At 73.4% G+C, this 24012-nt stretch carries 20 protein-coding genes and 1 tRNA gene; 3 read left to right on the top strand and 18 right to left on the bottom strand.

All coding sequences use genetic code 11. The features are described from left to right. Window positions 1-63: 63 nt before the first annotated feature. From lysA to B072_RS45025, 3 genes are all read right to left on the bottom strand, one after another. A complete protein-coding gene (lysA, locus tag B072_RS0138625) occupies window positions 64-1455 on the bottom strand; it encodes a diaminopimelate decarboxylase (RefSeq protein WP_018535351.1) in 1392 nt (463 codons plus the stop codon). A gap of 25 nt (window positions 1456-1480) precedes the next feature. Further along, a complete protein-coding gene (nrtL, locus tag B072_RS0138620; RefSeq protein ID WP_018535350.1) occupies window positions 1481-2509 on the bottom strand; it encodes an ArgS-related anticodon-binding protein NrtL in 1029 nt (342 codons plus the stop codon). Between the two features lie 143 nt (window positions 2510-2652). Then, window positions 2653-3243 carry a response regulator gene (locus tag B072_RS45025; protein WP_078506729.1) on the bottom strand — a complete coding sequence of 197 codons (591 nt, stop codon included), beginning with the start codon at window positions 3241-3243 and terminating at the stop codon, window positions 2653-2655. A 113-nt stretch (window positions 3244-3356) separates the two neighbouring features. On the opposite strand from B072_RS45025, the gene B072_RS0138610 reads away from it, so the two are divergent. After that, a tRNA-Arg gene (locus B072_RS0138610) sits at window positions 3357-3428 on the top strand. Window positions 3429-3593: 165 nt separating this feature from the next. Next, window positions 3594-5396: an AfsR/SARP family transcriptional regulator gene (locus B072_RS0138605; protein WP_018535348.1), complete on the top strand. Its 1803-nt coding sequence runs from the start codon at window positions 3594-3596 to the stop codon at window positions 5394-5396. A gap of 17 nt (window positions 5397-5413) precedes the next feature. On the opposite strand, the gene B072_RS0138600 is transcribed toward B072_RS0138605, so the two are convergent. Next, a complete protein-coding gene (locus B072_RS0138600; RefSeq protein ID WP_018535347.1) occupies window positions 5414-6187 on the bottom strand; it encodes a 4'-phosphopantetheinyl transferase family protein in 774 nt (257 codons plus the stop codon). Between the two features lie 291 nt (window positions 6188-6478). Between B072_RS0138600 and B072_RS0138595 the strand changes: the two genes are divergently transcribed. Beyond that, entirely contained in the window at window positions 6479-7477 is a 999-nt protein-coding gene (locus tag B072_RS0138595; RefSeq protein WP_018535346.1) for a TauD/TfdA family dioxygenase, read from the top strand. Between the two features lie 88 nt (window positions 7478-7565). Here the strand turns inward: B072_RS0138595 and B072_RS0138590 are convergent, their stop codons facing one another. The 14 genes from B072_RS0138590 to B072_RS0138525 all read right to left on the bottom strand — a co-directional run bounded on the left by B072_RS0138590 (window position 7566) and on the right by B072_RS0138525 (window position 23917). Then, a complete protein-coding gene (locus tag B072_RS0138590) occupies window positions 7566-10136 on the bottom strand; it encodes an ABC transporter permease (protein WP_018535345.1) in 2571 nt (856 codons plus the stop codon). After that, window positions 10127-10906 (bottom strand): ABC transporter ATP-binding protein, encoded by a 780-nt coding sequence (locus B072_RS0138585; RefSeq protein ID WP_018535344.1) that lies wholly within the window; start codon window positions 10904-10906, stop codon window positions 10127-10129. Before B072_RS0138585 ends, B072_RS0138590 begins: the two co-directional genes overlap by 10 nt. 196 nt (window positions 10907-11102) lie before the next feature. Continuing rightward, window positions 11103-11831, bottom strand: coding sequence for a hypothetical protein (locus B072_RS45020; protein ID WP_018535343.1), 729 nt, complete (start codon window positions 11829-11831; stop codon window positions 11103-11105). Between the two features lie 130 nt (window positions 11832-11961). Beyond that, the gene (locus B072_RS0138575) at window positions 11962-12819 is read right to left on the bottom strand and encodes a 4'-phosphopantetheinyl transferase family protein (protein WP_018535342.1); all 858 of its coding nucleotides are present in this window, start codon (window positions 12817-12819) and stop codon (window positions 11962-11964) included. 34 nt (window positions 12820-12853) lie between these two features. Further along, a complete protein-coding gene (locus B072_RS0138570; protein WP_018535341.1) occupies window positions 12854-14233 on the bottom strand; it encodes an alkaline phosphatase family protein in 1380 nt (459 codons plus the stop codon). Further along, entirely contained in the window at window positions 14230-15396 is a 1167-nt protein-coding gene (gene eboE, locus B072_RS0138565) for a metabolite traffic protein EboE (protein ID WP_018535340.1), read from the bottom strand. Before eboE ends, B072_RS0138570 begins: the two co-directional genes overlap by 4 nt. A gap of 116 nt (window positions 15397-15512) precedes the next feature. Further along, complete coding sequence (locus tag B072_RS0138560; RefSeq protein WP_018535339.1) at window positions 15513-16376, bottom strand: TatD family hydrolase; 864 nt, start codon at window positions 16374-16376, stop codon at window positions 15513-15515. 62 nt (window positions 16377-16438) lie between these two features. Then, window positions 16439-17155 carry an EboA domain-containing protein gene (locus B072_RS0138555; RefSeq protein ID WP_018535338.1) on the bottom strand — a complete coding sequence of 239 codons (717 nt, stop codon included), beginning with the start codon at window positions 17153-17155 and terminating at the stop codon, window positions 16439-16441. Next, window positions 17152-18045, bottom strand: coding sequence for a sugar phosphate isomerase/epimerase family protein (locus B072_RS0138550; RefSeq protein WP_018535337.1), 894 nt, complete (start codon window positions 18043-18045; stop codon window positions 17152-17154). The genes B072_RS0138555 and B072_RS0138550 overlap by 4 nt, the downstream gene beginning before the upstream one ends. Next, window positions 18042-19277, bottom strand: a complete 1236-nt coding sequence (locus B072_RS0138545) for an SCO3242 family prenyltransferase (protein WP_018535336.1) — start codon at window positions 19275-19277, stop codon at window positions 18042-18044. The genes B072_RS0138550 and B072_RS0138545 overlap by 4 nt, the downstream gene beginning before the upstream one ends. Next, the gene (locus B072_RS0138540; protein WP_018535335.1) at window positions 19274-20530 is read right to left on the bottom strand and encodes an inositol-3-phosphate synthase; all 1257 of its coding nucleotides are present in this window, start codon (window positions 20528-20530) and stop codon (window positions 19274-19276) included. The genes B072_RS0138545 and B072_RS0138540 overlap by 4 nt, the downstream gene beginning before the upstream one ends. A gap of 103 nt (window positions 20531-20633) precedes the next feature. After that, a complete protein-coding gene (locus tag B072_RS0138535) occupies window positions 20634-21431 on the bottom strand; it encodes a hypothetical protein (RefSeq protein WP_018535334.1) in 798 nt (265 codons plus the stop codon). A gap of 102 nt (window positions 21432-21533) precedes the next feature. After that, window positions 21534-22928 (bottom strand): MFS transporter, encoded by a 1395-nt coding sequence (locus B072_RS0138530; RefSeq protein ID WP_051127390.1) that lies wholly within the window; start codon window positions 22926-22928, stop codon window positions 21534-21536. Further along, a complete protein-coding gene (locus B072_RS0138525; RefSeq protein ID WP_018535332.1) occupies window positions 22925-23917 on the bottom strand; it encodes an ornithine carbamoyltransferase in 993 nt (330 codons plus the stop codon). The genes B072_RS0138530 and B072_RS0138525 overlap by 4 nt, the downstream gene beginning before the upstream one ends. Window positions 23918-24012 lie beyond the last annotated feature (95 nt).

Here is a 24012-nt window from a genome sequence, read left to right as displayed (position 1 = left end):
CCAGTCTCACCCACCGGACCGGGGATTCTGCCCCCGGTCCGGATGATGAGACAGATATTTCATTTATCCGACGTCGAGACGCAGGAGATCTTCCTCCGTCTCGCGCCGGACGATCACCCGGGCCTCGCCGTCGCGCACGGCGACGACGGGCGGGCGAAGTGCGTGGTTGTAGTTGCTGGCCATGGAACGGCAGTACGCGCCGGTGGCCGGCACGGCGATGAGGTCGCCGGGGGCGATGTCCGCAGGGAGGAAGGCGTCCTTCACGACGATGTCGCCGCTCTCACAGTGCTTGCCGACGACGCGGACCAGCACCGGCTCGGCGTCGGAGCGACGGGAGACCAGGGCGACGGTGTACTCGGCGTCGTACAGCGCGGTGCGGATGTTGTCCGACATGCCGCCGTCCACGGACACGTAGGTCCGCAGTCCTTCGAGCGGCTTGACGGTGCCGACGGTGTAGAGCGTGAAGGCGGTGGGGCCGACGATGGCGCGGCCCGGCTCGACGGAGATGCGCGGGGTCCGCAGGGAGGCGGCCTCGCACTCGCGGGTGACGATCTCGCCGAGCGCCTTGGCGATCTCCTGCGGCTCGCGCGGGTCGTCGTCGCTGGTGTACGCGATGCCGAGGCCGCCGCCGAGGTCGATCTCGGGCAGCTCGACGCCGTGCTCGTCGCGGATCTCGGCGAGGAGTCCGACGACGCGGCGCGCGGCGACCTCGAAGCCCGCCATGTCGAAGATCTGCGACCCGATGTGCGAGTGGATCCCGATGAGCTCGAGCCCGTCGAGCTTGAGGGCACGGCGCACGGCCTCGGCGGCCTGCCCGCCCGCGAGCGCGATGCCGAACTTCTGGTCCTCGTGCGCGGTGGCGATGAACTCGTGGGTGTGCGCCTCGACGCCCACCGTCACCCGGATCTGTACGCGCTGCCGCTTGCCGAGCCGGTCGGCGATGTGGGCGACGCGGGCGATCTCCTGGAAGGAGTCGAGAACGATGCGCCCGACGCCGACGGAGACGGCCCGCTCGATCTCCTCCTCCGTCTTGTTGTTGCCGTGGAAGGCGATGCGCTCGGCGGGCATCCCGGCGGAGAGCGCGGTGCTGAGCTCCCCTCCGGAGCACACGTCCAGATTGAGCCCTTCCTCGTGCAGCCACCGTACGACGGCGCGGCTGAGGAACGCCTTGCCCGCGTAGAAGACATCGGCGTCCGACCCGAAGGCGTCGCGCCACGCGGCGCACCGGGCGCGGAAGTCGGCCTCGTCGAGGAAGTAGGCCGGGGTGCCGAACTCCTCGGCGAGCCGGGCGACTTCGATGCCGCCGACGGTGACCTGACCGTCCTCGGTACGGGCCACGGTCTGCGCCCACACCTTCGGGTCGAGGGCGTTGAGGTCGGTGGGCGGCGCGGCGTAGTGCCCCTCGGGCATGACGTCGGCGTGCCGGGGACCGGCGGGGTGTGCGGAACGGCTCATGGCTGTGGCGCTCTCTTCGTGATGCTCATACGTGTTCGGGTGCGTCGATGCCGAGCAGGGTCAGGCCGCCGGCCAGCACCGTCCCGGCGGCTTCGGCGAGTGCGAGCCGGGCACGGTGGGCGGCCGAGGGTTTCTCCCCTCCCATGGGGAGTACGTCGCCGAGGGCGGGCAGCAGCGCGTCGGCGACGCCGACGAGGTGCCGGGCCAGCCGGTCGGGGGCGTGGTGCCGGGCGGCGGCGAGCAGGATGCGGGGGTACTCGGCGAGGGCGGCGACGAGTTCTTCGCGGCCGGCCACGTCTGCGGGGCCCGCGGTGAATCCGAGGTCCGCGGCGTTCCGGGTCAGGGCGCGGGTGCGGGCGTGCGCGTACCGGACGCGGAAGAGCGGGTTCGCCTCGCGCTGGGCGAGATGGGCCGCGCGGTCCTCGGCGCTGGCGGTGCGCGGGTGGTCGTGCGGGGCGGGGTGGAGCAGGGCCCAGCGGGCGGCGTCCTGGCCGAGCAGGGTGCGGAGGTCCTGGCCGGGGGCGACCGGGACGGGCCGGAGGGTGACGTCGCCGGGCTCGGCGGCATGGTCGACGCGCACGTCGGCTCCCTGGCTGCGGCCGATGCGCCCGAGTGCCTCGGCGACGACCTCGGCGCGGAGCTCGTGCGGGATGCGCAGGTCGAGGCGGCTGCCGTGCAGGGCGTCACTGTGCCCGTAGGCGGGCCCCAGGCGCCGGATGTCCTCGACGAGGGCCTGGCCCGGGGCGGCCGACGGGGCGAGCGTGAGGTTGAGGAACCCCGGCCCGGTGATGTCGACGGCGGCGATGCCCGGGCTGCCGGCGAGCCGCTGGGAGAGGACCTCGGCGATCTGGCGCGGAGGCCGGCCGGTGGGCTTGGCGATCTGCAGGGCGGCGTTCGTGGCGTAGTCCCCGCGCCCGCCGGGCCGCGGCCGCTCGACGACGATCCGCTCGACGGCCTGGTCCACTCCCCCGACCGCGACCACACCGAACGCACCGTCGTCGACCGCGCGACGGACGACGCGCAGGACGGTGCGGGAGAGCTCGGCGGGGGTCACAGGGCAAGCGTAGGGGAGGAGGGGGGTGGGTAGGCGACTCGGTTTCCCGGATGGTCCGGGATGCGGACGGGGCGGGTGGGTCGGGACGGCTGTGCGGAGACGTGCGAACGCAGACGTACGAGGGGAGACGTACGAGGGGACGCTCAGGCGTCCGCGGTACGCGCGCTGCGCTCGGCACGATCCGTGTGTCCCGTGCGGTCGGTCACTCCGTCCGCTGGGTCGGCCTCCGCTTGCGGGTCCGCGGCGGCGTCTCCCCCACTACTGCCACCGGCGTCACGGCCACCCCGACCGCCACCGCCACCGGTCGTCCGGCCCCGCTCACTCAACCGCTCTACGACACGGACCAGTTCACCCGGCTCGAAGGGCTTGGCCAGGAAGGCGTCGACCCCGACGTCGAGCCCGCTCTCCACCTCGTACTGGGTGCAGGCACTCACGATGACGATGGGCAACTCACTGGTCCGCGCGTCGGCCCGGAGCCGGGCGGCGGTGCGCAGACCGTCAAGGCGCGGCATCACCACGTCGAGCGTGATGACATCGGGCCGCACCTGGTGCACGACGTCCAGGCATTCGGCACCATCGGCCGCGGTCACGACCTCGAAGCCCTCCAGCTCGAGATTGACCCTGATCAACTGCCGGATCACCTTGTTGTCGTCCACGACAAGGACCCGGCCGGACGCGCCTGGCACAACTCGAGAGTAGGTCCGCACCGGCCACCGCGTCCGGGTTTTCCCCACTTCCGCCCCGTACAGGGGACCTGGCGCCCGGCTCGACCCCGGAAATACCTGTTCATGAAGACCCCGCGGGAGCTGGTAGTGTTCAACCCGTCGCCGCGCACAGCGCAGCGCACGCCCCCGTAGCTCAGGGGATAGAGCAACGGCCTCCGGAGCCGTGTGCGCAGGTTCGAATCCTGCCGGGGGCACCTTGTGTGAGGTGCCCGAAGACCCCGTCATCAGCGGAGACGCTGACGCCGGGGTCTTCTTGCGTCTGTGGGCCGGGCGGGTCCGGCGATATCCCGGGGATAACGCCCCCTTCTACCTTCGGCTTTCGTGGAGTCGACCACGTCTGGCAGGTGAAGGGGGTAGCCATGGAGTTCCGGGTGCTGGGGCCGGTGGAGGCCGTGCGGGAGGGGGAGCGGGTTGCCCTCTCCGGGTCGAAGATCCATACCGTGCTCGCCGCTCTGCTGCTGGCTCAGGATCGCGTGGTGTCCGATGCGCGGCTGAGTTCGCTGCTGTGGGGGTGGGATCCGCCTGCCACGGCCGGGGCGCAGATCTATACGTACATGTCCCGGCTGCGCAAGCAGTTGGGGGACGACGCCGGGATCTTGCGGCGGCCGCCCGGGTACGTGCTGCACGCGCCGGGGGCCGTGGTCGACCTCCTGGAGTTTCGGCGGCTCGAACAGAGCGGGCGCGGGGCGCTGGCCCGGCGGCGGTTCGAGGAGGCCGCGGGGCTGTTGCGGCAGGCGCTCGGGCTGTGGCACGGGGCGGCGCTCGGGAACGTCACCGAGTTCCTGCGGGAGGCCGAGCTGGCGCCGCTGGAGGAGGAGCGGATGCTCGCCGTCGAGGCGCGGATCGAGGCCGAGCTGGAGCTCGGCGGACATGAGCGAGTGACCGCGGAGCTGACGGGGCTCGTGGCTACGTTCCCGGTACGCGAGCGGCTGCGGGCCCAGTTGATGACCGCGCTGTACCGGTGCGGCCGGCAGGCCGAGGCGCTGCACGTGTACTACGAGGGGCGCCAGGTGCTCGCCGAGCAGCTCGGGATCGATCCCGGGCAGGTGCTCGGGGCCACCTATCAGGCTGTTCTGGGTGGGGAGTTGGGGCTCGATCCCGGTGGGCGGATTCCCTCGTCCGGTGTGCGGAGTGCGCCGGCCATGCTGCCTGCCGTCGATGGTGACCTGGTCGGGCGGGAGCGGGAGCTCGCCCGCATCGCCGCGCGGCTCGGTGGGAGTGCCGGGGAGCGGCGGCGGTTGCTGGTGACCGGGATGGCCGGGATCGGCAAGACCGCGCTCGCCGTACGGGCCGCCGCCGACAGCGCCGAGCACTTCCCGGACGGCGTGCTCTTCGCCGAGCTCTGCGGGGCGGACGGCACGCCGCGGGAGCCGAGCGCCGTGCTCGTCCAGTTCCTGCGGGCGCTCGGGGAGAGCGAGGCGAACCTGCCGTCCGGGGATCTGGACGAACTCGTACGGCTCTACCGGACGCGGACCGCGGACGCGCGGCTGCTCGTCGTGCTCGACGACGTGGCCGGGGATCTGCAGCTGGCTCCGTTGCTGCCGTCCGGTCCTTCGGCCGTGCTCGCCGTCGGCCGGCGGCGCCTGGCCCGGGTGACGGCGGGCGACACGTTCGTCCTGTCGCCGCTCGACGACGAGGCGGGGCTCGCGCTGCTCGGCCGGTACGCGGGGCGCCGCCGCCTGGTCGAGGACCCGGACGCGGCCGACGATCTGGTCGCGTACTGCGGCGGACTGCCGTTGGCGCTGACCGTGGCCGGTGCGCGGCTCGCGGCCCGGCCGCACTGGACGGCGGCGCGGCTCGCCGCCCGTCTCGCCTCCCCCGCGACCAGGCTGGCCGAACTCTCCTTCGGGGACCTGGATGTGGGCCGCACCCTGGAATCGTCGGCGGTGCGGCTCGGGGCGCCGGAGCGGGCCGTGCTCGGGGTCCTCGCCGACCAGGACGGGGAGCCGTTCTCCGCGCGGTGGGCGGCGGTGCGGGCCGGGCTCTCGGAGGAGGACGCCGAGGACGCGCTCGAGTCCCTCGTCGACGCCGCCTTCGTGGAGCTGACCCGGCCCGACGCCGAGGGGATGCCGCAGTACCGGTGCCCCGAGCTGCTGCGACTGCTCGCCGCGCGCGCGGGGACGGCGCCGATGGCCTCGCTCCAGATCGCCGCGGCGCTGTGAAGATGCTTGCCCGCGGGTCAGGCCGCGGGCGGGTGCAGATGGAGGCGGCCGCGGGAGGCCGGACCCCGGGGACGGGCGAGGGCCACCGCCAGGTCGGGCGACAGCGGCAGGTCCTCGACCGTCCAGTGCGTGGTGTCGCCGGCGCTCCGGTGCACGAGATGGACCGGTCCCTCGTCGGCGGGGCGGGTGTCGAGGCGGTCGAGATCCGTCCCGGTGAGGCCGACGCCGACCGCCTTGACCACGGACTCCTTGCGGGTCCAGATGCGGTGGAAGGCGCGGTGCCTGGGCTCCCCCGGGGCGAGCGCGTCCAGGTGCTCCCGCTCGGCCGGGGTCAGCACCGAGCCGGTGAACACGGCGTCGTGCACCGGGCGTAGCGCTTCCGCGTCGACCCCGATCCGGGCGCCGGCCCCGAGGGCCAGGACACCCCAGCCCGCCGTGCGGCTCAGGCTGACCGAGAGCGGCAGCGGCGGCCTCACCAGCTGCGGCGGGCCATGTCCCGTACCACCGCAGCCGGGGCACTGCTGGCGCCCCAACTCGACTTGTTCCGGCGGTAGTTGCAGGAGAGCGCCGAGCGCGCGGCGGGCCCTGGCCCTGCTGCCCACGAACTCGGCGGCGTCCCGTTCGGCGAGCATGCCGAGGGCGCGGTGGAACTCGTCGGTGCCGAGGAGGGCGAGGTCGGCGGGGTCGGTCCGCTCGGGACAGCGCCACCACCACACGTGCGCCTCGCCCCGGGCCACGATCCGGTCCGCCGCGGATTCGCCGGCCCGGCTCCGTTCGGGCAGGAACGTCATGTTCGCGCCTCCTTCCGGCCGCTGGGCAGCCTGTGGACACTGTCCAGGCAGAATCGTCCTGTCGCCTATTCACGGCCTATACCGACTTCGTGGCGATCCATAGCGATCCACGGCGATCCGCAGCGATCCGCAGAGACCTCTCTGACGATCTCCGCAGTGCTCTGCCTGACGATCTCCGTAGTGCTCCGCCTGGTGATCTCCGTAGCGATACGCATAGAGCGCTCATAGACCGGGTTCGGACAATTCCCCAAGAAATCCACCCGCCTACTGGGGACTTGGGGAACCGTTTCCATGCATCAGATGATTCAGCAGCACCAGACCATTCCGCAGACCGCTTCGGCCCACGAGATCAGCGAGGCCGAGCGGAGCGAGATCGTCGCCCTCACCGAACGCCTCACCGGGCCCGAGAACGAGCTCATCGACACCCCGCAGTGGCTGGCCGCGGCCCTCGACACGTCCTCCTCCCTCCCCCGTACGCTGCTGCGCACGCTGCGCGCGTTCCGGCACGACCCGGGGCCCGACGGCACCCTGCTGCTGCGGAATCTGCCGGTGGTGGCCGACGCTCCGCTGCCCGCGACGCCGGCCGTGCCGAATTCGGTGGAGCGGGTGCCGACCGTCGCCGCGTCCGTCGTCAGTTCGGTGATGCTGCAGCTCGGCGAGGTCATCGCCTTCCGTAATGAGAAGAGCGGCCATCTCGTACAGAATGTGGTGCCGGTTCCGGGCCGCGAGGAATCGCAGAGCAATGCCGGATCCGTCCTTCTCGAACTGCACATCGAGAACGCTTTCCACGACAACCGGCCCGATTATGTGGGCCTGTTGTGCATACGTGAGGACCCGACCGGCGACGCGAAGCTGTGCACCTCCTCGATCCGGCGGGCGCTGCCGCTGCTCGACGCGGACACGCGGCAGGTGCTGGCCGAGCCGCGGTTCCTGACCGAGCCGCCGCCGTCGTTCGGCACGCTGGACAGTGTCCGCTCGGCGCACCCGATCCTCGTGGGTGACCCCGAGGACCCGAACGTCCTGGTCGACTTCGCCGCGACCCACCCGCTGGACGACCCGGCGAAGGTGGCGATGGCGGCGCTGCGCGAGGCGTTCGTCGAGACGATGGTCGGTCACCGGCTGCGGGTCGGTGACCTCGCGGTGGTGGACAACCGGGTGGCGGTCCACGGACGTACCTCCTTCACTCCGCGCTACGACGGCGCGGACCGCTGGCTGGAGCGGGTGTACGCGCACCTGGACAACCGGCGCAGCCGGGTGGACCGCAAGGGCGGCGGGCCCGTGCTCGGCTGAGAGCGGGCGGGACGCGCCACGGCTGAAGGGCCGGTCCGAGAGGACCGGCCCTTCAGCCGTGGGTGTCATGGACGGGGAGCGAAGGGCGTCACTGGCGCGAGCCGATGACGTCCGCCGGGCGGCCGGTCAGCGAGAGCCGGCCCGGTACGACCGTGGCGACCAGGGCGAGCAGGCCCGCGAGGGCGAGGACGCCGAGGAACCACAGCGGGTCGACCGACGGCTGGGCCGCGCCCGTCATGCCGACGCTGAACGCGGTCAGCACGGCGAAGGCGATACCGCTGCCGAGCGCCGCCGCCACCAGGACGACCACCAGGGACTCGAGCCGCAGCATGCTCATGATCTGGCGCCGGGTGGTGCCGACGAGCCGCAGCAGGGCGAACTCGCGGAACCGGTCGGAGACCGACATGGCGAGCGTGTTGACCACGGCGATCGCGGTGAACGCGATGATCAGGCCCATGGCGACGTAGTTGACCTCGGCGTTGGACTGCTGCACCTCGGCCTGGAGGTCCTCGACCTCGTCGCGGTTCAGGACGCCGACACCCGGGAACTTGCCGACGGCCGACTGGAGTTGCTCCCGTCCCGCCTTGCCGTCGCCGGCCGTCTTGACGAGGACGGAGGAGGCGAGCGGGTTGTCGACGTGCGCGGCCACCAGGTCGTGGGCCATCGTGAGATCGCCGAAGCCGAGGCCGCGGGCGTAGACGGCGGCGACCTTGAGGTCGGTCTTCGTGCCGTCGCCGAGGGTCACCTTGAGGGTGTCGCCCGGCTTCTTGCCGAGGTGGTCGGCGGCGACCTCGCTCATCGCCACGGTGCCCGCGCCGAACGACTTCAGCGAGCCGCCCGTGACGTCCGGGTCCCAGGTGGAGCCGATCCCGTCCGGGGTGAGGCCCTGCGCCGGGTACTTGTCGAGGCCGATGCGGACCGTCGTGCGGACGACCTCGGTCGCGGTGGTGACACCGGGCGTCCCGCGCAGCGCGTCGACCGCCTGTCCGGGGACGCCGGGTCCGGCCGACGCGACCACCCAGTCCGCCTTGTTGCCGTCCTCGGCCTGGGCCGAGGCCGCGTCGCCCATCGTGGTCTGCACGAACAGGACCGTGCAGGCCATGCCGATGAGCAGGGCGAGCGGGGTGATGGCGGACGCCATCCGGCGGGTGTTGGCGCGGACGTTGGCGGTGGCCAGGTGTCCGGCGACCCGCGAGGCGCGCAGCGGGATGCCGAGCAGGGCGATGGCGATCCGGGCGATGAGCGGGCCGAGCAACGACACCGCGACCGCGAGGACCACAACGGACAGGAAGGTGACGGGAGTCGACGCCGGTTCCGTGTCGAGGACGCTCAGCACGACGAGGAGCACGATGCCGCCCGCGAGCGTGACGATGCCGACGATCAGGCGGCCCCAGGCGAACCCGGAGCGCTCCACGGCGGACTCGGCGAGCGCCTCGGCCGGGCGGATCCTGGCGGTGCGGCGGCCGGAGATGCGGGCCGCCGCCCAGGCGCCGAGCAGGGCGGCGCCGACCGCGGCGAAGAACGGGAAGACGCTGAAGGTGACCTCCAGCGTGTCCGGGATCGCCTTGAAGTCGACGAACTTCCCGTGCAGCCAGTAGGCGATGGGCAGACCGAGGATCGCGCCCGTGACACCCGCGAGCAGGCCGACCAACAGGGCCTCGCGGCCGATGAGTTGACGTACCTGCTTCGGAGTGGCGGCGATGGCGCGCAGCAGGGCGAGCTCGCGGTAGCGCTGCTGGATGGAGAGCGCGAACGTGCCGACGACGACGAGGATCGCGACGAGCAGCGAGGTGCCGCCGATCGCGCCGCCCATCGACACCAGCTTCACCCGCGCCTTGGAGGCGTCGAGGAACTCGACGGGGCCGCGGTCGCCGCCGGTGACCACCTGGGCGGTGGTGCCGTCGAGCGCCTTCTTCACCTGGTCGGCCAACTCGCCCGCTCCGACGCCCTTCTTGGGGAGTACGCCGATGCCCGAGACGGCACCGTCACGGCCCGAGAGCCGCTGGGCCTCCTCGTCGGAGAAGAACAGCGACGACTGCTGCTTCAGGTCGCCGCCGGCCGCGGCCGCGATGCCGCTGACCGTGTAGGTGCGCGGGGCGTCGGTGGCCTGCACGGTGAGCTTGGCGCCCGGCTTCAGGCCCGTACGGGAGGCCAGTTCACGGTCCACGACGACCTGGTCGGCGGAGGCCGGCGCGGAACCGTCGGTCAGCTTGAACGGGGTCAGGGCCGCGGACGTCCACGCGTGCCCGTACGACGGCTTGTCGTCGACGCCCGGCACGACCTGGCCCTGCGGGCTCACCGCGTAGGCGGGGAAGGTCACTTCGGGCACGACGGCGCGCGCGCCGGGGACGCCTTCGAGCTTGTCGACGGTGTTCGCGGGCAGCCAGACGCGCTCGGCGAGCGGCTTGGCCTTGTGCTTGACCTTGGTCTTGCCCTTCTTCTTCTTGATCGTGGTCTGGTGGACGTTCTGGTCGCCGCCGACGATCACGGGGGCGGCGGAGTAGCGCTCGGTGCCGATGGTGCCGCGCAGGCCGGTCTCCAGGAGGATGCCGCACGCGGTGACCAGCGCCGCCGCGCACATCAGCGCGAGGAACGCGCCGATGAAGCCGCCCTTGCGGGCGCGCAGGGTCTGGAAGGCGTAGCGCAGCATCAGGCCCACGCTCCCAGGTGCGTCATGCGGTCGGCGACGCGGTCGGCGGTCGGGGCGTGCATCCGGTCGGCGATGCGGCCGTCCGCGAGGAAGAGCACCGTGTCCGCGTAGGAGGCGGCCACCGGGTCGTGGGTGACCATGACGACGGTCTGGCCGGTCTCGTCCACGCAGGAGCGCAGCAGCGAGAGGATCTCCTTCGCCGTGACCGTGTCCAGGGCGCCGGTCGGCTCGTCGCCGAAGATCACGTCGGGCCGGGTGATCAGCGCGCGGGCGATGGCGACGCGCTGCTGCTGGCCGCCGGAGAGCTCGGAGGGGCGGTGGCCCGCGCGGCCGTCCAGGCCGACCCGGTGCAGGATCTGCTCCAGCCACTGGCCGTCGAGGCGTTCGCCCGCGAGGCGCAGCGGGAGATCCACGTTCTGCCGTACCGACAGCGACGGGATCAGGTTGAACGCCTGGAAGACGAAGCCGATCCGCTGGCGGCGCAGCTTGGTCAGCTGCGTCTCGTTCATGCCGCCGAGCTCGGTGTCACCGATCCAGGCCTTCCCGGACGACGGCTTGTCGAGTCCCGCGGCACAGTGCAGGAAGGTCGACTTGCCGGAGCCCGAAGGCCCCATCACGGCGGTGAAGGATCCTCGGGCGATGTCCACCGAGACGCCGTCGAGGGCCCGGACTCCGCGGTCGTTCTTGCCATAGACCTTGGTGACCGCCTCCAGGCGCAGAGCGTGCGTGCGCTGCCCTGCGTCGGTGCGCGGCCTTTCGTTGGTCCTCTCGGTCATCATGCGTGACCAGTCCTCTCCGTCCATCGTCCGTGGGGGTCGTCAGCGCGTGCTCCGCCGGCAGCGAATGGCGCGTCATCTCGAAGCTGTCCCGTGGATCTATATCGGGGCTATGTCGGAGGGGTTCGGAGCCCTTGCGGACATGCTTTTCGGCCGGTCCTCGGAAGGATCGGCCGAAAAGGGGCAGGTGCGTGCGGGGTTACGCGGCCGGTTTCCCCGGCCGGGCGGTGCGCACGTTCCGGTACGTGAGGAGGGCGGCCGTCCCCGCCACGCACAGGGCGTAGCAGACGACGACCCAGGGGGCCGGGGCGCGGCCCGCGGTCAGGCCGTGGACGAGGGCGGCGAGCCAGGCCGCGTACGAGGCGCCGTGCAGGACGCGGAACGGGCGGATCCATCGCCGGGTCGCGAAGACGCCGCGCCAGATGCCGGTGGCGAGGGCGAGCAGGAACAGGTGGCAGGCGAGCGTGCCGAGGCCGACCAGCAGATCCGGGCTGCCGACGCCGAACGCGGCGGCCGCGGCGCCGATCCGGTCGCCGGCCACCTTCACCCCGATGTGGACGAACAGCGCGCCCACGCCGAGGACGCCGGCGCCGCGGTGGGCCGCCATGGCGTACGTGCGCAGCCCGGGCGGCAGCACTCCGCGCAGCGCGGTGGCGAGCCCGAGCATGACGGCGACGGAGAGCGCGACCAGGGCCACGACCCCGGCCATCCGGTCCATGAACCCGCGCAGTTCGCCTCCGGCGAGCGCCCCGAGCGCCAGCGCGGCCCCGACGGCCGCGACACCGCCGGCCACGGCGAGGGGGCCGGGCGGCGGGGTGTGGGGCGGGCCCTTGCGGGGCGGCGGTGGCGGGGCCGGGGGTTCGAGGGTGGTCGTGAGAGAGGCGGAGATGGTGGAAGTGGTGAGGGTGGACGGTGAGTGGTGGGACATGGGGGCTCCCTGGTCAGGAGGACCGAGCCGGCGGCCGGCGTGGGTCGCGGCCGGACACCGGAGAGGCCGGAGGGGCAGGCCGGACCGGGCGCGGGGGATGTGGCCCGGTCCGGCCTGGTTTCGGGGGTGGTCACGCCGGGGCGTGCACCTGTACCGGTCCCAGGGGGCTCGACGTGGCGGGGCGGGCCAGGGATGCCGACCAGCCGCTGTCCAGGTGGACGTCCTCCACGTGCCACTGGGTGAGTTCGCCCTGGTGGTCGTGGGTGACCCGGAACGGGCCCGGGTCGGCCGGGGCGACCTCAAGGGTGTTCAGCGGCATGCCCATCAGGCCGAGACCGACCGCCTTGACGACGGCCTCCTTCCTGGTCCAGGCGCGGTGGAACCGGTGGACGCGGTCCTCGCCCCCCGCGGGCAGGCCCAGGATGTGGCGGGCCTCCGAGGGGGTGAGCACCACTTCGGCGAGGGCGTCCGACTCCACGGGCCGGTACGCCTCGACGTCGACGCCGACCCAGCTGCCCGCCCGCAGGGCGAGCACCCCGCAGCCGGAGGTGCGGGAGAGGCTGATCGCCAGCGGGACGGGGGGACGGACCACCGACGGCGGGCCGTGTTCCGTGTCGCCGCAGCCCGGGCAGACCCGCCGCCCGAAGCGCACCGCCTGCGCGGCCACCCCGAGCAGGCCGGCCACCGCGCGCCGGGCGCCAGCCCGCGTCGTGGTGAACGCCGCCGCGTCGCGCGCCGCGTGGAAGCGGCGGGCGCGGGCCTGTTCGGACGCGTCCAGCAGCGCGAAGTCCGCCGGATCGACGGCGTCGCCGAGCCGCCACCACCAGATGTGGACCGCGCCGGTGCGCCGGAGGTCCGCCACCACGTCGCGCGCCGATTCCGGCACGTACACATCGGCGATGTCCGCCGCGTGATCTATGTGCACCCCTTCGGCATGTCGGGTGGGTATCGCCTCGTCGACCGGTCGTGTCGTCGCCGACTGCGCCATTCTCGTGCCTCCTCTCGTCTCGTCACGGCCGGTCTCATGCCAGTCCGTTGAGGCGCAGGAGAAGCTCCTTGACCTCGGTGGCGTGGTAGCGGTCCCGCTCTTGCGCCGGGTCCGAGCACAGCAGCAGCGGCCCGTCGCGGTCCTCGGCGGGCAGCCGTCCGTGGCTGCCCCTGACCAGGCCGGGATCGAGCGGCACCACGGTCAGCGGTGCGCGCAGTCCGGCCTTCTTGCGCAGCACGGTCCACGCCGCCTTCGCCTTCACCGCCGGGATCGACGGGTCGAAGAAGAGCTCGGCGGGGTCGTAGCCCGGCTTGCGGTGGATGTCGACGCCGCGCGCGAAGTCGGGTGCGCGGGCGTCGTCGAGCCAGTAGTAGTACGTGAACCAGGCGTCCGGTTCCGAAACGGCCACCAGGTCACCGGAGTTGGGGTGGTCGATGCCGTAGACCGCCTGTTCGGCGCGGTCCCAGGTCTCGTCCACGCCGGGCAGGGCCTTCAGGACGTCCCGCACCCGGGGGATGTCCACGGGGTCGGCGACGTAGACGTGCGCCGCCTGGTGGTCGGCGACCGCGAACGCCCGTGAGGTGTGCGGGTCGAGGTACTCCATGCCGCGCTGGGCGTAGACCGACAGCAGGCCCTCGCGGCGCAGGGCGCGGTTGATGTCGACGGGCCGGCTCACCGGGGTGATGCCGTACTCGCTGAGCGCCACGACCGTGATGCCGCGTTCGCGCAGGTCCTCCAGGAGCGGGGCGAGCGCGGCGTCCGCCTCGCGGGCGGCCGCGACGGCCTGGGGGCTGTCGGGGCCGTAGCGCTGGAGGTCGTAGTCGAGGTGCGGGACGTAGACGAAGGTGAGGTCGGGGCGGCGGCGGTCGATGACGTAGCGGGCGGCCCCCGCGATCCAGCGGCTGGAGGCGATGGAGGCGGTCGGGCCCCAGTACTGGAAGAGCGGGAACTCGCCCTGGAGAGAGGTGAGTTCGTCGCGGAGTCCGGCGGGGACCGTGTAGCAGTCGGGGGCCTTGCGGCCGTCGTAGTGGTAGACGGGGCGCGGGGTGAGCACGGTGTCGACGTCGGCGCCCATCGCCCACCACCAGCACAGGTAGGCGCTGGTGTGGCCGGGGTCGCGCTCGCGGGCCGCCTGCCACACCTTCTCGCCGTGCACCAGCGCGTTGTGCTGGCGCCACATCATCACCTCGCCGTGGTCGCGGTGGTACCAGCCGTTGGCGACGGCGCCGTGCTCGCGCGGCGTGAGGCCGGTGGTGAGGGTGGCGTGCACGGTCGCGGTGACGGCGGGGAACACCGTGTCCAGGGGTGCGGTGAAGCCCTGTTCGCCGATCGCCTTGACGTGCGGCATGTGATCGAGCAGGCGTGGGGTGAGGCCGACCGTGCACAGGACGGCGACCTGTCGCTGCCCGCTCACGAGGACTCCCGGCTCAGCCCGAGGGCCGTCAACTCGTCGTTCATCCACGTCAGTTCGTCGGCTATGCCGGCCGCGAGCGCCACGTCACCGACCGGTTCGCCGGGCAGCACGGACCAGGTGTACGTCTCGACCTCGACGTGGTCGCACAGGGACCGCTCCCCCGCGAACAGCGCGTTCAGCGTCGCGCGCAGCACCTCGCGGGTGCCGGCCAGCGGCGGCCGCGGCTCCTCGTGCAGGGGTACGTGGAAGTGGACGCGCCAGGGCTCCTCGGCGGGCAGCGCCCCGGCGAGCGCGGCGCCCAGGTCGTCGCTGCCGAGGAGTGCGCCGTCGGGTCCCGGCTCGCGGGTCTGGTGCAGGAAGCGGGGTTCGGCGAACCGGCCGAGCGCCTCGCGTACGTCGCTGTCGGCGGGGTCGGCGACCTGGAGCGCGGTGGACGCCTGCAGCTTGACCACGGGGACGCCCGCGCCGCGCAGCTGTGCCAGGGCGGTCGCCGGGTCCTCGTGGGCGACCGCGAGGTGGCAGGCGTCCAGGCACAGGCCGATCCAGTCCGGGTCGGTGCCGGCCAGGGCCTGCACGGCCTGCTCGGTGGTCTCCACGACGCAGCCGGGCTCGGGCTCGATGCCGACCCGGACGGTCCGCCCGGTGTCGGCGGCGATCTGCTTGAGTCCTTCGGCGAGGGAGTCCAACTGGCGTGCCGCGGTGGCGCGTTGGGCGGAGGTCCAGTGGGTGCGCCAGGCCAGCGGCAGGGTGGAGATGGAGCCGCGCTCGGCGTCGTCGGGCAGCAGTCCGGCGAGGACGCGGGCGAGGTTGAGGGTGTATTCCAGGCGGGCGGGTTCGGACCAGTCCGGGTAGTACACGGCCCGTTTGACGACGGGCGCGTGGAAGCCGCGGTAGGGGAAGCCGTTGAGCGTGACGGTCTCCAGGCCGCGGGTGGACAGTTCGCGACGCAGCCGGGCCACGGCCGCCGGGTCGGCGGCGAGCATGCCGGCCGTCTCGGCGGGCAGCCACAGGCCGACCCCGATCAGCGAGGCGCCCGCGGCCACCCGCGCCGGTTCGGCGTAGGCGGCGAGCTGGCCGACGATGCCGTCGAGGCTCTCAGCCGGGTGCACGTTGGTGCAGTAGGCGAGGTGGACGGCGGAGCCGTCGGGGTGTCGAAAACGCATGGCTGCTTCCCTCTGGATCCCTTCGGATCCCTCTGGATCGCTTCGGATCCCTCGGTGGTGCGGTGCCCGGCGGTGCCCGGCGTCGAGCGGCGGTGCCCGGCGAGGTGCGGCTGCCGTCAGCTGCCGCCGCGGGCGATGGAGTTGCCCGCGTACAGTCCGGCGGTGGTCACGTCGGCGCCCTCGGCGTCGTCGAGTTCCAGGCGGCCGGACTGTCCGTAGAAGGTGACGGGGTTGCGCCACAGCACGCGGTCCACGTCGTCCTCGTCGAAGCCGGCGGCGAGCATCGCGTCGGCCGTGGCCCGGGTCAGCAGCGGGTCGCTGTGGCCCCAGTCGGCGGCCGAGTTGACCAGTATCCGCTCGGTTCCGTGGCGCTGGAGGACGGCCACCATGCGCTCCGGTGTCATCTTGGTGTCCGGGTAGATGGAGAAGCCCATCCAGCAGCCGGTGTCCGCTACCTCGCCGACGGTCACCTCGTTGAGGTGGTCCAGGACGACGAAGCCCGGGTCGATGCCGGAGTCCCGGACCACGTCGAGGGAGCGGCGGGTGCCGCCCGCCTTGTCGCGGTGCGGGGTGTGCACCAGGGCGGGCAGACCGAAGCCGACCGCGAGCTCCAACTGGCGGGAGAACGCCAGGTCCTCCGCCTCGGTGACGGTGTCGTAGCCGATCTCGCCGACCGCGACGACGCCGTCCTTGGCGAGGTAGCGAGGCAGCTCGTCGAGGACCGGGAGGCAGCGCGGGTCGTTGGCCTCCTTGGGGTTCAGGCCGATGGTGCAGTGGTGGCGGATGCCGAACTGGGCGGCACGGTAGGGCTCCCAGCCGAGCAGCGCGTCGAAGTAGTCGGTGAAGCTGGCCGGCGACGTACGCGGCTGACCGAGCCAGAAGGCGGGCTCGACCAGGGCACGGACGCCCGCGGCGTGCATCGCGCGGTAGTCGTCGGTGGTGCGGGACGTCATGTGGATGTGCGGATCGAAGATGCGCATGGCCGGGGCTCCTGGCTCCTGGTCTGGGCTGGTGGGGCGGCTGGGTCGGTGGGGCGGGCCGGTCAGTTCTCCCCCGCCTCCTGGGGTGCCTCCTGGGGTGCCTCCTCGGTGGCCACGAGCCACAGGTCGGCCGGGACCTCGCGGCCCGCGGCCTGTCGCTCCTTCGCGAAGTCGCGTGCCATCCGGGCCAGTTCGGGGTCCCTGCGCTGGTCGAGTCCGGCGACCCGGCGCAGCGGGATGCCGGTGAACAGGCACTTGAGGACGGCCTGGCGCCAGCGGTACTGGTCGAGGTGGGCCCGGGCGTAGGGGCCGAGCGCTGCGGCGATGAGCCGGTTGTCGTTGGTGCGCACGGCGTCGTCGGTCAGGGCGAGGGCGGCGGGCCCGAGCGCCAGGAACGGCAGCGCCAGCAGCACCCCCCGGCGCTCGGCGGCGTCGCCGCCCCAGTAGCGGGCGATGACCTCGGCCGCCAGATCCGCCTCGCGCAGGGGCAGTTGCTGGAGGAGGACGGTGCGGGCCGCGTCCTCCACCGCCCAGTGCGCCCAGCCGGGCAGCGGGCCGCGCCCGTAGGTGCGGCCGGCCGCGGGGAAGCGGACGTCGAGGGCGGGGGTGCCGCGCTCGGCGACGGCCCGGGTGTCCACGGCGAGCCGGGCGCGCTGGTCCGGGGTGAGGACGGCCAGCAGGGACTCCTTGAGCGTGGACGCGGTCAGGATGTCGTGGACCGTGGCGTAGGCAGGGGCCTGGGTGTGGGTGCTGGGCTCGGGGGTGCGTACCGGCGTCATATGAGGACGACCTCCTTGTCGGTGGGCCGGGCGGGGGCGGCCGCTGCCGTGGCCGAGCGGCGCAGGAAGGCGATGCTGTCGCGGGCCGTCGCCGTGGCGGCGTGGCTGTGCCGGGGCAGTTCCACGGAGACCAGGCCGCCGTAGCCGATGCGGCGCAGCGCGTCGAACACCGGCGGGAAGTCGATCTCGCCCTCCCCGAAGGGGAGATGTTCGTGCACCCCGCGCCGCATGTCCTCGATCTGGACGTGGGCGAGCCGGTCGGCGGCCAGCTCGACGCAGCGTGGGACGGGGTACGGCTCCAGGCACCGGCAGTGCCCGATGTCGAGGGTGAGCCGCAGCCGCTCGGGGCGGCCGAGGACGGTGATCAGTCGCCGGTACCCGGTGAGGTCGGCGACGAGCATGCCCGGCTCGGGTTCGAAGGCCAGGTCGACGCCGGCCCGGTCGGCCTCGGCGACGGCCTCGGTGCAGCCCGCCTCCAGGCGCTGCCACGCCTCGGCGCGGGTGGTGCCGGGGTCGACGACGCCGCTCCACAGGTGCACGGCCTCCGCGCCGAGTTCGGCCCCGACGGCGATGGCGCGGCGCAGCAGGTCGAGCCGGCGCGCGCGGCCTTCGGGCTCGGCGCTCAGCAGGGTGGGCCGGTGCTTGCGCATCGGGTCGAGCAGGTACCGGGCGCCGGTCTCCACGACGACGGCGAGACCGGTGCGTTCCAGCGCCCTCGCCGTGTCCCGGACCCGGGCGGCGAGTTCGGGGGCGTACGGGTCGAGGTGCTGGTGGTCGAGCGTGAGGGAGACGCCGTCGTAGCCCAGGTCGGCGAGGACGCGCAGGGCGTCGGGCAGCCGGTGGTCGGCGAAGCCGTTGGTCCCGTAGGCGAAGCGCAGGGCGGGGCTCATGTCGGGGACACCTTCCGTGCGAGCCGGGCCGCCTGGGGCAGCGCGGCGCCGAGCAGGACGGCGAGCCGCGGCGCACCGGCACGGGCGACCAGGGCGGCCTGCAGGGGCAGCAGGGCGTGGATGCCGGCGCCGACGGCGGCGCGGACGCGTTCGGGATCGGGGTGGCGCACGACGGTCCATTGGGGACGGGAACAGGTGACGGCGTAGCCGAGCAGAGCGGTGAGGGTGGCGAGGGTCGCAGTGGTGGCCGACGGGGTCAAGAGGGTTGCTGTGTCGGCCGGTCGGGGCCGTGGTGCGGGGGCCGGCAGGGTCGCGCCGGTGCGCCGGACGAGGTGGCCGTGGACCGCGGCCGCGCCCACGGTGGCGGTGACCGCCGCCGTCGCCGCGAGCGAGACGACCGGCTCGCGGCCGGGCTCGCCGGTGACCTCGTGGCGGCTGAGCCGGGTCACCGCGAGGGTGTGTCCGGCGACCGTCGCCGCGGCGCGCAGCGCGGGTCCCGCGGGGGCGGGTCCGGTGCCGTGCAGGACGTCGAGGGCCCGGGCCGCGGCCATGGCGGCGGGCCCGAACGGGGTGTGCTTCAGGGCCAGGTCGTACGCCCACACGGCCGCGGCCAGCGGGAGCGTGCGGCGCAGCAGCACGCGTCGTCCGCCCGCGAGCGCGCCCAGGCCGAGCCCGGTGGCGGTCAGTCCGGCGGCGAGGGCGAGTGCGGTGCCCGGGGCGATGCGCCCGGACGGGATCGGCCGCTCGGGCCGTTCGACGGTGTCCTCGTCGCGGTCGGCCCAGTCGTTGAGGGCCATGCCGGCCCAGTACAGGCTGACGGAGGACGCGGCGAGCAGCAGTGTCCGTCCCCCGGCGGGCCGTCCGACGGCCAGCGCCCCGGCGAACACATCACCGGGCACGGTCAGCGCGGCCGGGGCGCGCACCAACTCGGCGACGGTGCGCGCGTGTTGGCGCAGGGCGACGGAACGGGGGCGGTAGCCGGTGTCGAAGCGGCCGAGCCCCGGGGTGTTCGCGCCGGGGGCGGCGGGGGCGGCCGTGGCGGTCTTCCCCGCCGAGGCGGTGGGAGGGGTGACGGAAGGGGCGACGGGAGGGGCGTCCGGTGACGTGGTCGCGCCCGACCGTGCCGTGCGGAACGCCTGCCGGGCGGCGGAGAGGGCCGCCCGGCAGGCCGCTACGGTGCCGGTGGGCCCGGTGGTGGGCGTGGGCCGGGTGGTGGCCGTGGCGGTGGTCATCGTGCGGCCTCGGGCAGCTCGGCCTGAGCGCCGGCCGGGGTCTTCGCCGAGTTCGCCGGGGTGTTCGCCGGGGTCTTCGCCGTGTTCGCCGGGGCCGCCCAGCCGGTCAGGGACTCGTACTGGAGCGTGAGGTTGTGCTCGGTGGAGGCCGCCGGGTCCTTGAAGAAGAAGCCGAGGGCGGGCAGGGCGCCGGACTCTCCGCGGCGCAGGGCCAGCGTCGCGAGCCGGGCCAGGTCCAGGATCAGCGGGGCGGCCAGCGTCGAGTCACAGCCCTGCCAGGTGAACTGCATCGACATCCGTACGCCGAGGAACCCCTCGAAGGAGATGTGGTCCCAGGCGGTCTTCCACTCCCCCATCTCCGGCACGTTGTCGATGTGGACCTGGCCCTCGACGGGGTGCCCGACGGTCTCCTCCAGGCTGCGCTGCTTCGACTCGGTCTTGCTGCGGGCCGCGTCCGGGTCGGCGAGGGTCGCGCCGTCGCCGCCGCCGAGGAGGTTGGTGCCGGACCAGGAGCGCAGGCGCAGCGCCCGCTGCGTGAACATCGGCGCGAGCGCGCTCTTGACCAGGGTTTCGCCGGTCTTGCCGTCGCGCCCCGCGTACGGGACGCCGCGCAGCCGGGCGAGTTCGTCGAGGGCGGGCAGGGCGGCGCCGGTGGACGGGGTGAAGTTGACGTAGGCGCACCCGGCGTGGAACGCGGCGTACGCGTACAGGGCGCTGGGCGGCAGCAGATCGGTCCGGGTGGCCAGGGCCTTGTCCAGGTCGGCGAGGTCGAGGAAGGCGGGGTCGGGCTCGGCGAGCACTTCGGTGGAGGAGACGTTGACGACGACGACCTGGGCGAGTCCGTGCCGTGCGCGGAAGTCGGCGATGTCGGCGGCGAGCCGGCGGGCCGCCGTGTACTGGGGCTCGCCCGGCAGCTGCGCCCCGTCGCGGATCTCCGCGTCGGCCGCGTCCAGGGCGGGGCGTACGGCCTCCAGGAGACGGGCGGGCAGCACCCCCGCGTCGGCGAGCAGGCCGGCCCTCGCCGCGAGCGGCACGTCGACGATGTCGTGGCCGCCGAACACGAGGTCGGCGAGGGCCGGCAGGGATGCGTCGGCGAAGAGGGGGGACTCCGTGACGCATCCGGTCGGGGAGGCGATGCCCGCGGCGACGGCGGCGGCGCCGGCGATCGCGGTGGTGGCGACGGAGCCGCGCGCGCCGACCAGCCAGACGCCGACGCGGGGCGAGGATGCGAGGGAGCGGGCGGTGTCCTGCATGGTGAACGTGCCTCCTGTGCTGGGTGGGGCGAGGGAGTACGGGGAGCTCGGGGCCGGCGGGCGGGGCCGGGCGGGCCGGGGTCGACCGGCCCGCCCCGGTGGGCTACTTGCCGAGGTCGGCCGGGAAGGGGGCGTTGTCGAAGGCCCGGTCGAGCGCGGCGCGGTCGCGGCGCAGCCACTTCGTGGTGATGCGCTGGACGGTGTGGCGCGGCAGGTGCGGGTTGTCCGGCTTGTCGGTGATCGGGAGGGCGTAGGACTGCAGTTCCCAGGCGACGCCGGCCAGCCGGTTGATGTGGGTCCACCAGCGGGCCTCGATGCCGAGGAGCGCGAAGCTCGCGAGGTAGGGGTGCCAGCGGTGGTACGCGTGGGTGGGCTCCGGCGGCGTGTAGTTCATCATGTGCACCTTCTGGCCGTCCGGGCGGCGCGGGTCGAACAGGGTGCCCTGCCCGTACTCCTGGAAGGCGAAGACCAGGCCGCGCGGGTCGTGGCCGTAGAACTTGTCGAAGACCTTGATCTGCTCGCGCGAGAGAACCTCGAAGGCGTCCTTGTTGGGCTTGACCAGCTCGTACCAACTGCGCGGGTAGCGGCCGCTCTTGCGGGTCTCGACCCAGGCGTCGTACGTCTTGGTGAAGCCGCCGAACGGGGTGGTGATGGCCTCGACCGCGTCCTGCATCTCCTGGGTCGGGGTGTAGTACGACATCTCGTCGTACTCGTACCAGAACTCGTTGGCCCAACGGTCGCCGACCAGGCCCGGCACGTCCGGCAGACCGCGGTGGTGGCGGCCGGCGGAGCCGTGGGCCTGCGCGGGGGCCGCCCCTATGAGCGTGGCCGTGGCAGCCGCTCCGGCGACGCCGAGGGCGGCCCGCAGCGCTCCTCTCCGGTCCATGGTGTTGAGCGACATCGTGTTCTCCTTAGAGGGAGGTGGCGGGGGCGGTGCGGGGGTCTGACGTGCTATGAGGTTCGCGCATCGGCCTATCGACGATCTATACCGCGAAACCGCAGGTCAGGATGGGTTGTCGGGGGCGGGAAAGGGCGGCTTGCGCAGCCCCGGGGCGACGAGGGCGACCAGTGCCGTGAGCGCCATGGCGGCGCCGAGGGCGAGCACGGAGCGGGTGGCGCCGACGGCCTCCAGGAGGAAGCCCGCGGCGACGGGTCCTGCCGCCATCGCACCCGAACCCACCAGGTTGGCGAGGGAGTTGGCGCGGCCGCGCATGTGGTCGGGAGCGGCCCGTACGAGCAGCACGCCGCCGGCGACGTTGAAGACACCGCCGACATAGCCGCTGGCGGCGAACAGGGCGGCGAGCGCGACGGGCGCGTGCAGCACGGCGGCCACCGGGATCATGAGCACGGTCCACACGGCGAGTCCGCCGAGGACGAGGGCGCGCAGGGACAGCCGTTTGTTCCACCAGCCGCCGGTGATCGCCCCGACCAGGCCGCCGGCGCCGCTCAGCGACAGGACGAGCCCGACCTCGAACGGGGTGCCGTGCCGCTCCTGGATGCCGGTCATCACCGCGAGGTTCAGCCCCTGGAAGAGGATGTTCGTCACGGCGACGGCGCTCATCACCGCCCGCAGGAAGGGCTGCCGCCACATCCACGCGAGACCCTCGCGCACCTCGGTGCCGAGCCGGGCCCGGGGCCCGCCGCGCTCCTGCTGGAGCTTGCCGCGGATGCCGAACAGGCAGATGACGGAGACGAGTTGGGCCACGGCGGCGGCGACGTACGGCAGTGATGCCCCGATCGCGACGAGTCCGCTGCCCAGCGGCTGTCCGGCGATCGCGGCGCCGCGGGTGCGGGCCTCGTTGCCGGTGAGCGCGGCGGGCAGCTGCTCGTCGGGGACCACCGAGGGGACGGCGGCCCGCTCGGCGAGCTGGTGCAGCACGCCGAGGGCGCCCTCGGCGAACGCGGCGGCGAGCAGCGCCCACAGCCACACGTGCCCGCTGAGCAGCAGCGTCACGACCGCCGCCGCGACGAGGGTCTGCCCGATCCCGGCGCCGATCATGATCCGGCGCCGGTCGTAGCGGTCGACCAGGACTCCGCCGGGCAGCTGCATCAGCAGGTGCGGCAGCAGCAGCGCGGTGCCGACGAGTCCGGCGTCGCCGGGTGACTTGGTGGCCCACAGCACGGTCAGTGGGTAGGCGACGGCGGTGGCCCGCCCGGCGAGCAGCGAGATTCCGGCGCCGCCCCACAGGAGGGTGAAGTCACGGTTGCGGCGCAGGGGTTGAAGCTGGGGCTGGGGCTGGGGTGGGGGCGGCGCGGAGGACTTCGCCGCCTCGTCCGCCTGGTCAGCCTGTTCCGCCTGTTCCGCCCGGTCCCCCTGTTCCGCTTGCTCCGCCTGCTCCTCGGCCAGCAGCCAGGGCACCTCCGCCGGGTCTGCGGGGACCTTCGTCGTGCCGCTCATCCGGCGGTCACGAGTGCCGGCACTCGCGCCTCCCGCGGAGCGCACACGTGCTCCAGAACGGCCATCGCGCTGTGCATTTTGTTGGTGGCCTGGGTGAAGGCGATGCTCGCCGGCCCGTCGAGCACGTCGGCGGTGACCTCTTCGCCGCGGTGGGCGGGCAGGTCGTGCATGAAGACCGCCTGCGGGCTGGTCTCCCACAGTGCCTTCGTCACCTGGAACGGGGCGAAGATCTCCGCCCAGTTCGCGTCCGGCTTGCTGGTTCCGGTGGTCTGCCAGCGGGTGGTGTAGACGACGTCGTACGCGCCGCTCAGCCCGACCCCTTCCATGTCGTGCCGCTCGGTGACGTGCGCGCCGCAGCGGGCCGCGTGCGCCTGTGCGCGGCGGGTGATCGAGGGGGTGAGACCGTAGCCCGGGGGCGTGCGCAGTTCGAGGTGGACGCCCTCGTAACGGCTCAGGGCGAGCGCGAGCGCCGCCGCGGTGTTGTTGCCCTCCCCCACGTACAGGACGCGCAGACCCTCGACGCGGCCGAAGTGGCCCAGCAGCGTGGTCAGGTCGGTGAGTGCCTGGGTGGGGTGCTCCTCGGCGCTCATGGCGTTGACCACGGCCATGCGCCGCTGGCTCGCCCAGCCGCGCAGCTCGGCCTCGGGTCCCGCGGTGCGGGCCACCAGGACGTCCAGCATGCCGGAGAGCACACGGCCGGTGTCCTCGGTGGTCTCGCCGGTGTTGAGCTGGAGGTCGCCGGGGCCGTACGAGATCAGCGAGGCGCCCAGGCGCAGGGCGCCGGAGGAGAAGGCGGTGCGGGTGCGGGTGGAGGTCTTGGCGAAGTAGACGCCGGTGACCTTGCCTTCCAGAGGGCGGACCGGGGCCGCGGTGCGGGCGGAGAACTCCGCTCCGCGCCTGGCCAGGTGGTGCAGTTGGGCGTCGGTGAGGTCGTCGAGGGAGATGAGGTGGCGGATTCGGGGTTCTGCGGGCCGGTCCGGGGTGGTCATGTCCTGCCTTTCGGTGGGCTCGGGGGTGGTGCGGTGTCGTTGCCGAGTGCGGGCTTCGTCGTGGCTGGTCGCGCCCCGCGGCGGAGTCGCTGATC

The organism is Streptomyces sp. HmicA12, assembly GCF_000373565.1.
GTDB lineage: Bacteria > Actinomycetota > Actinomycetes > Streptomycetales > Streptomycetaceae > Streptomyces.
The sequence above is the reverse complement of the archived record's forward strand: the minus strand, read 5'-3'. Positions and strand labels throughout refer to the sequence as shown.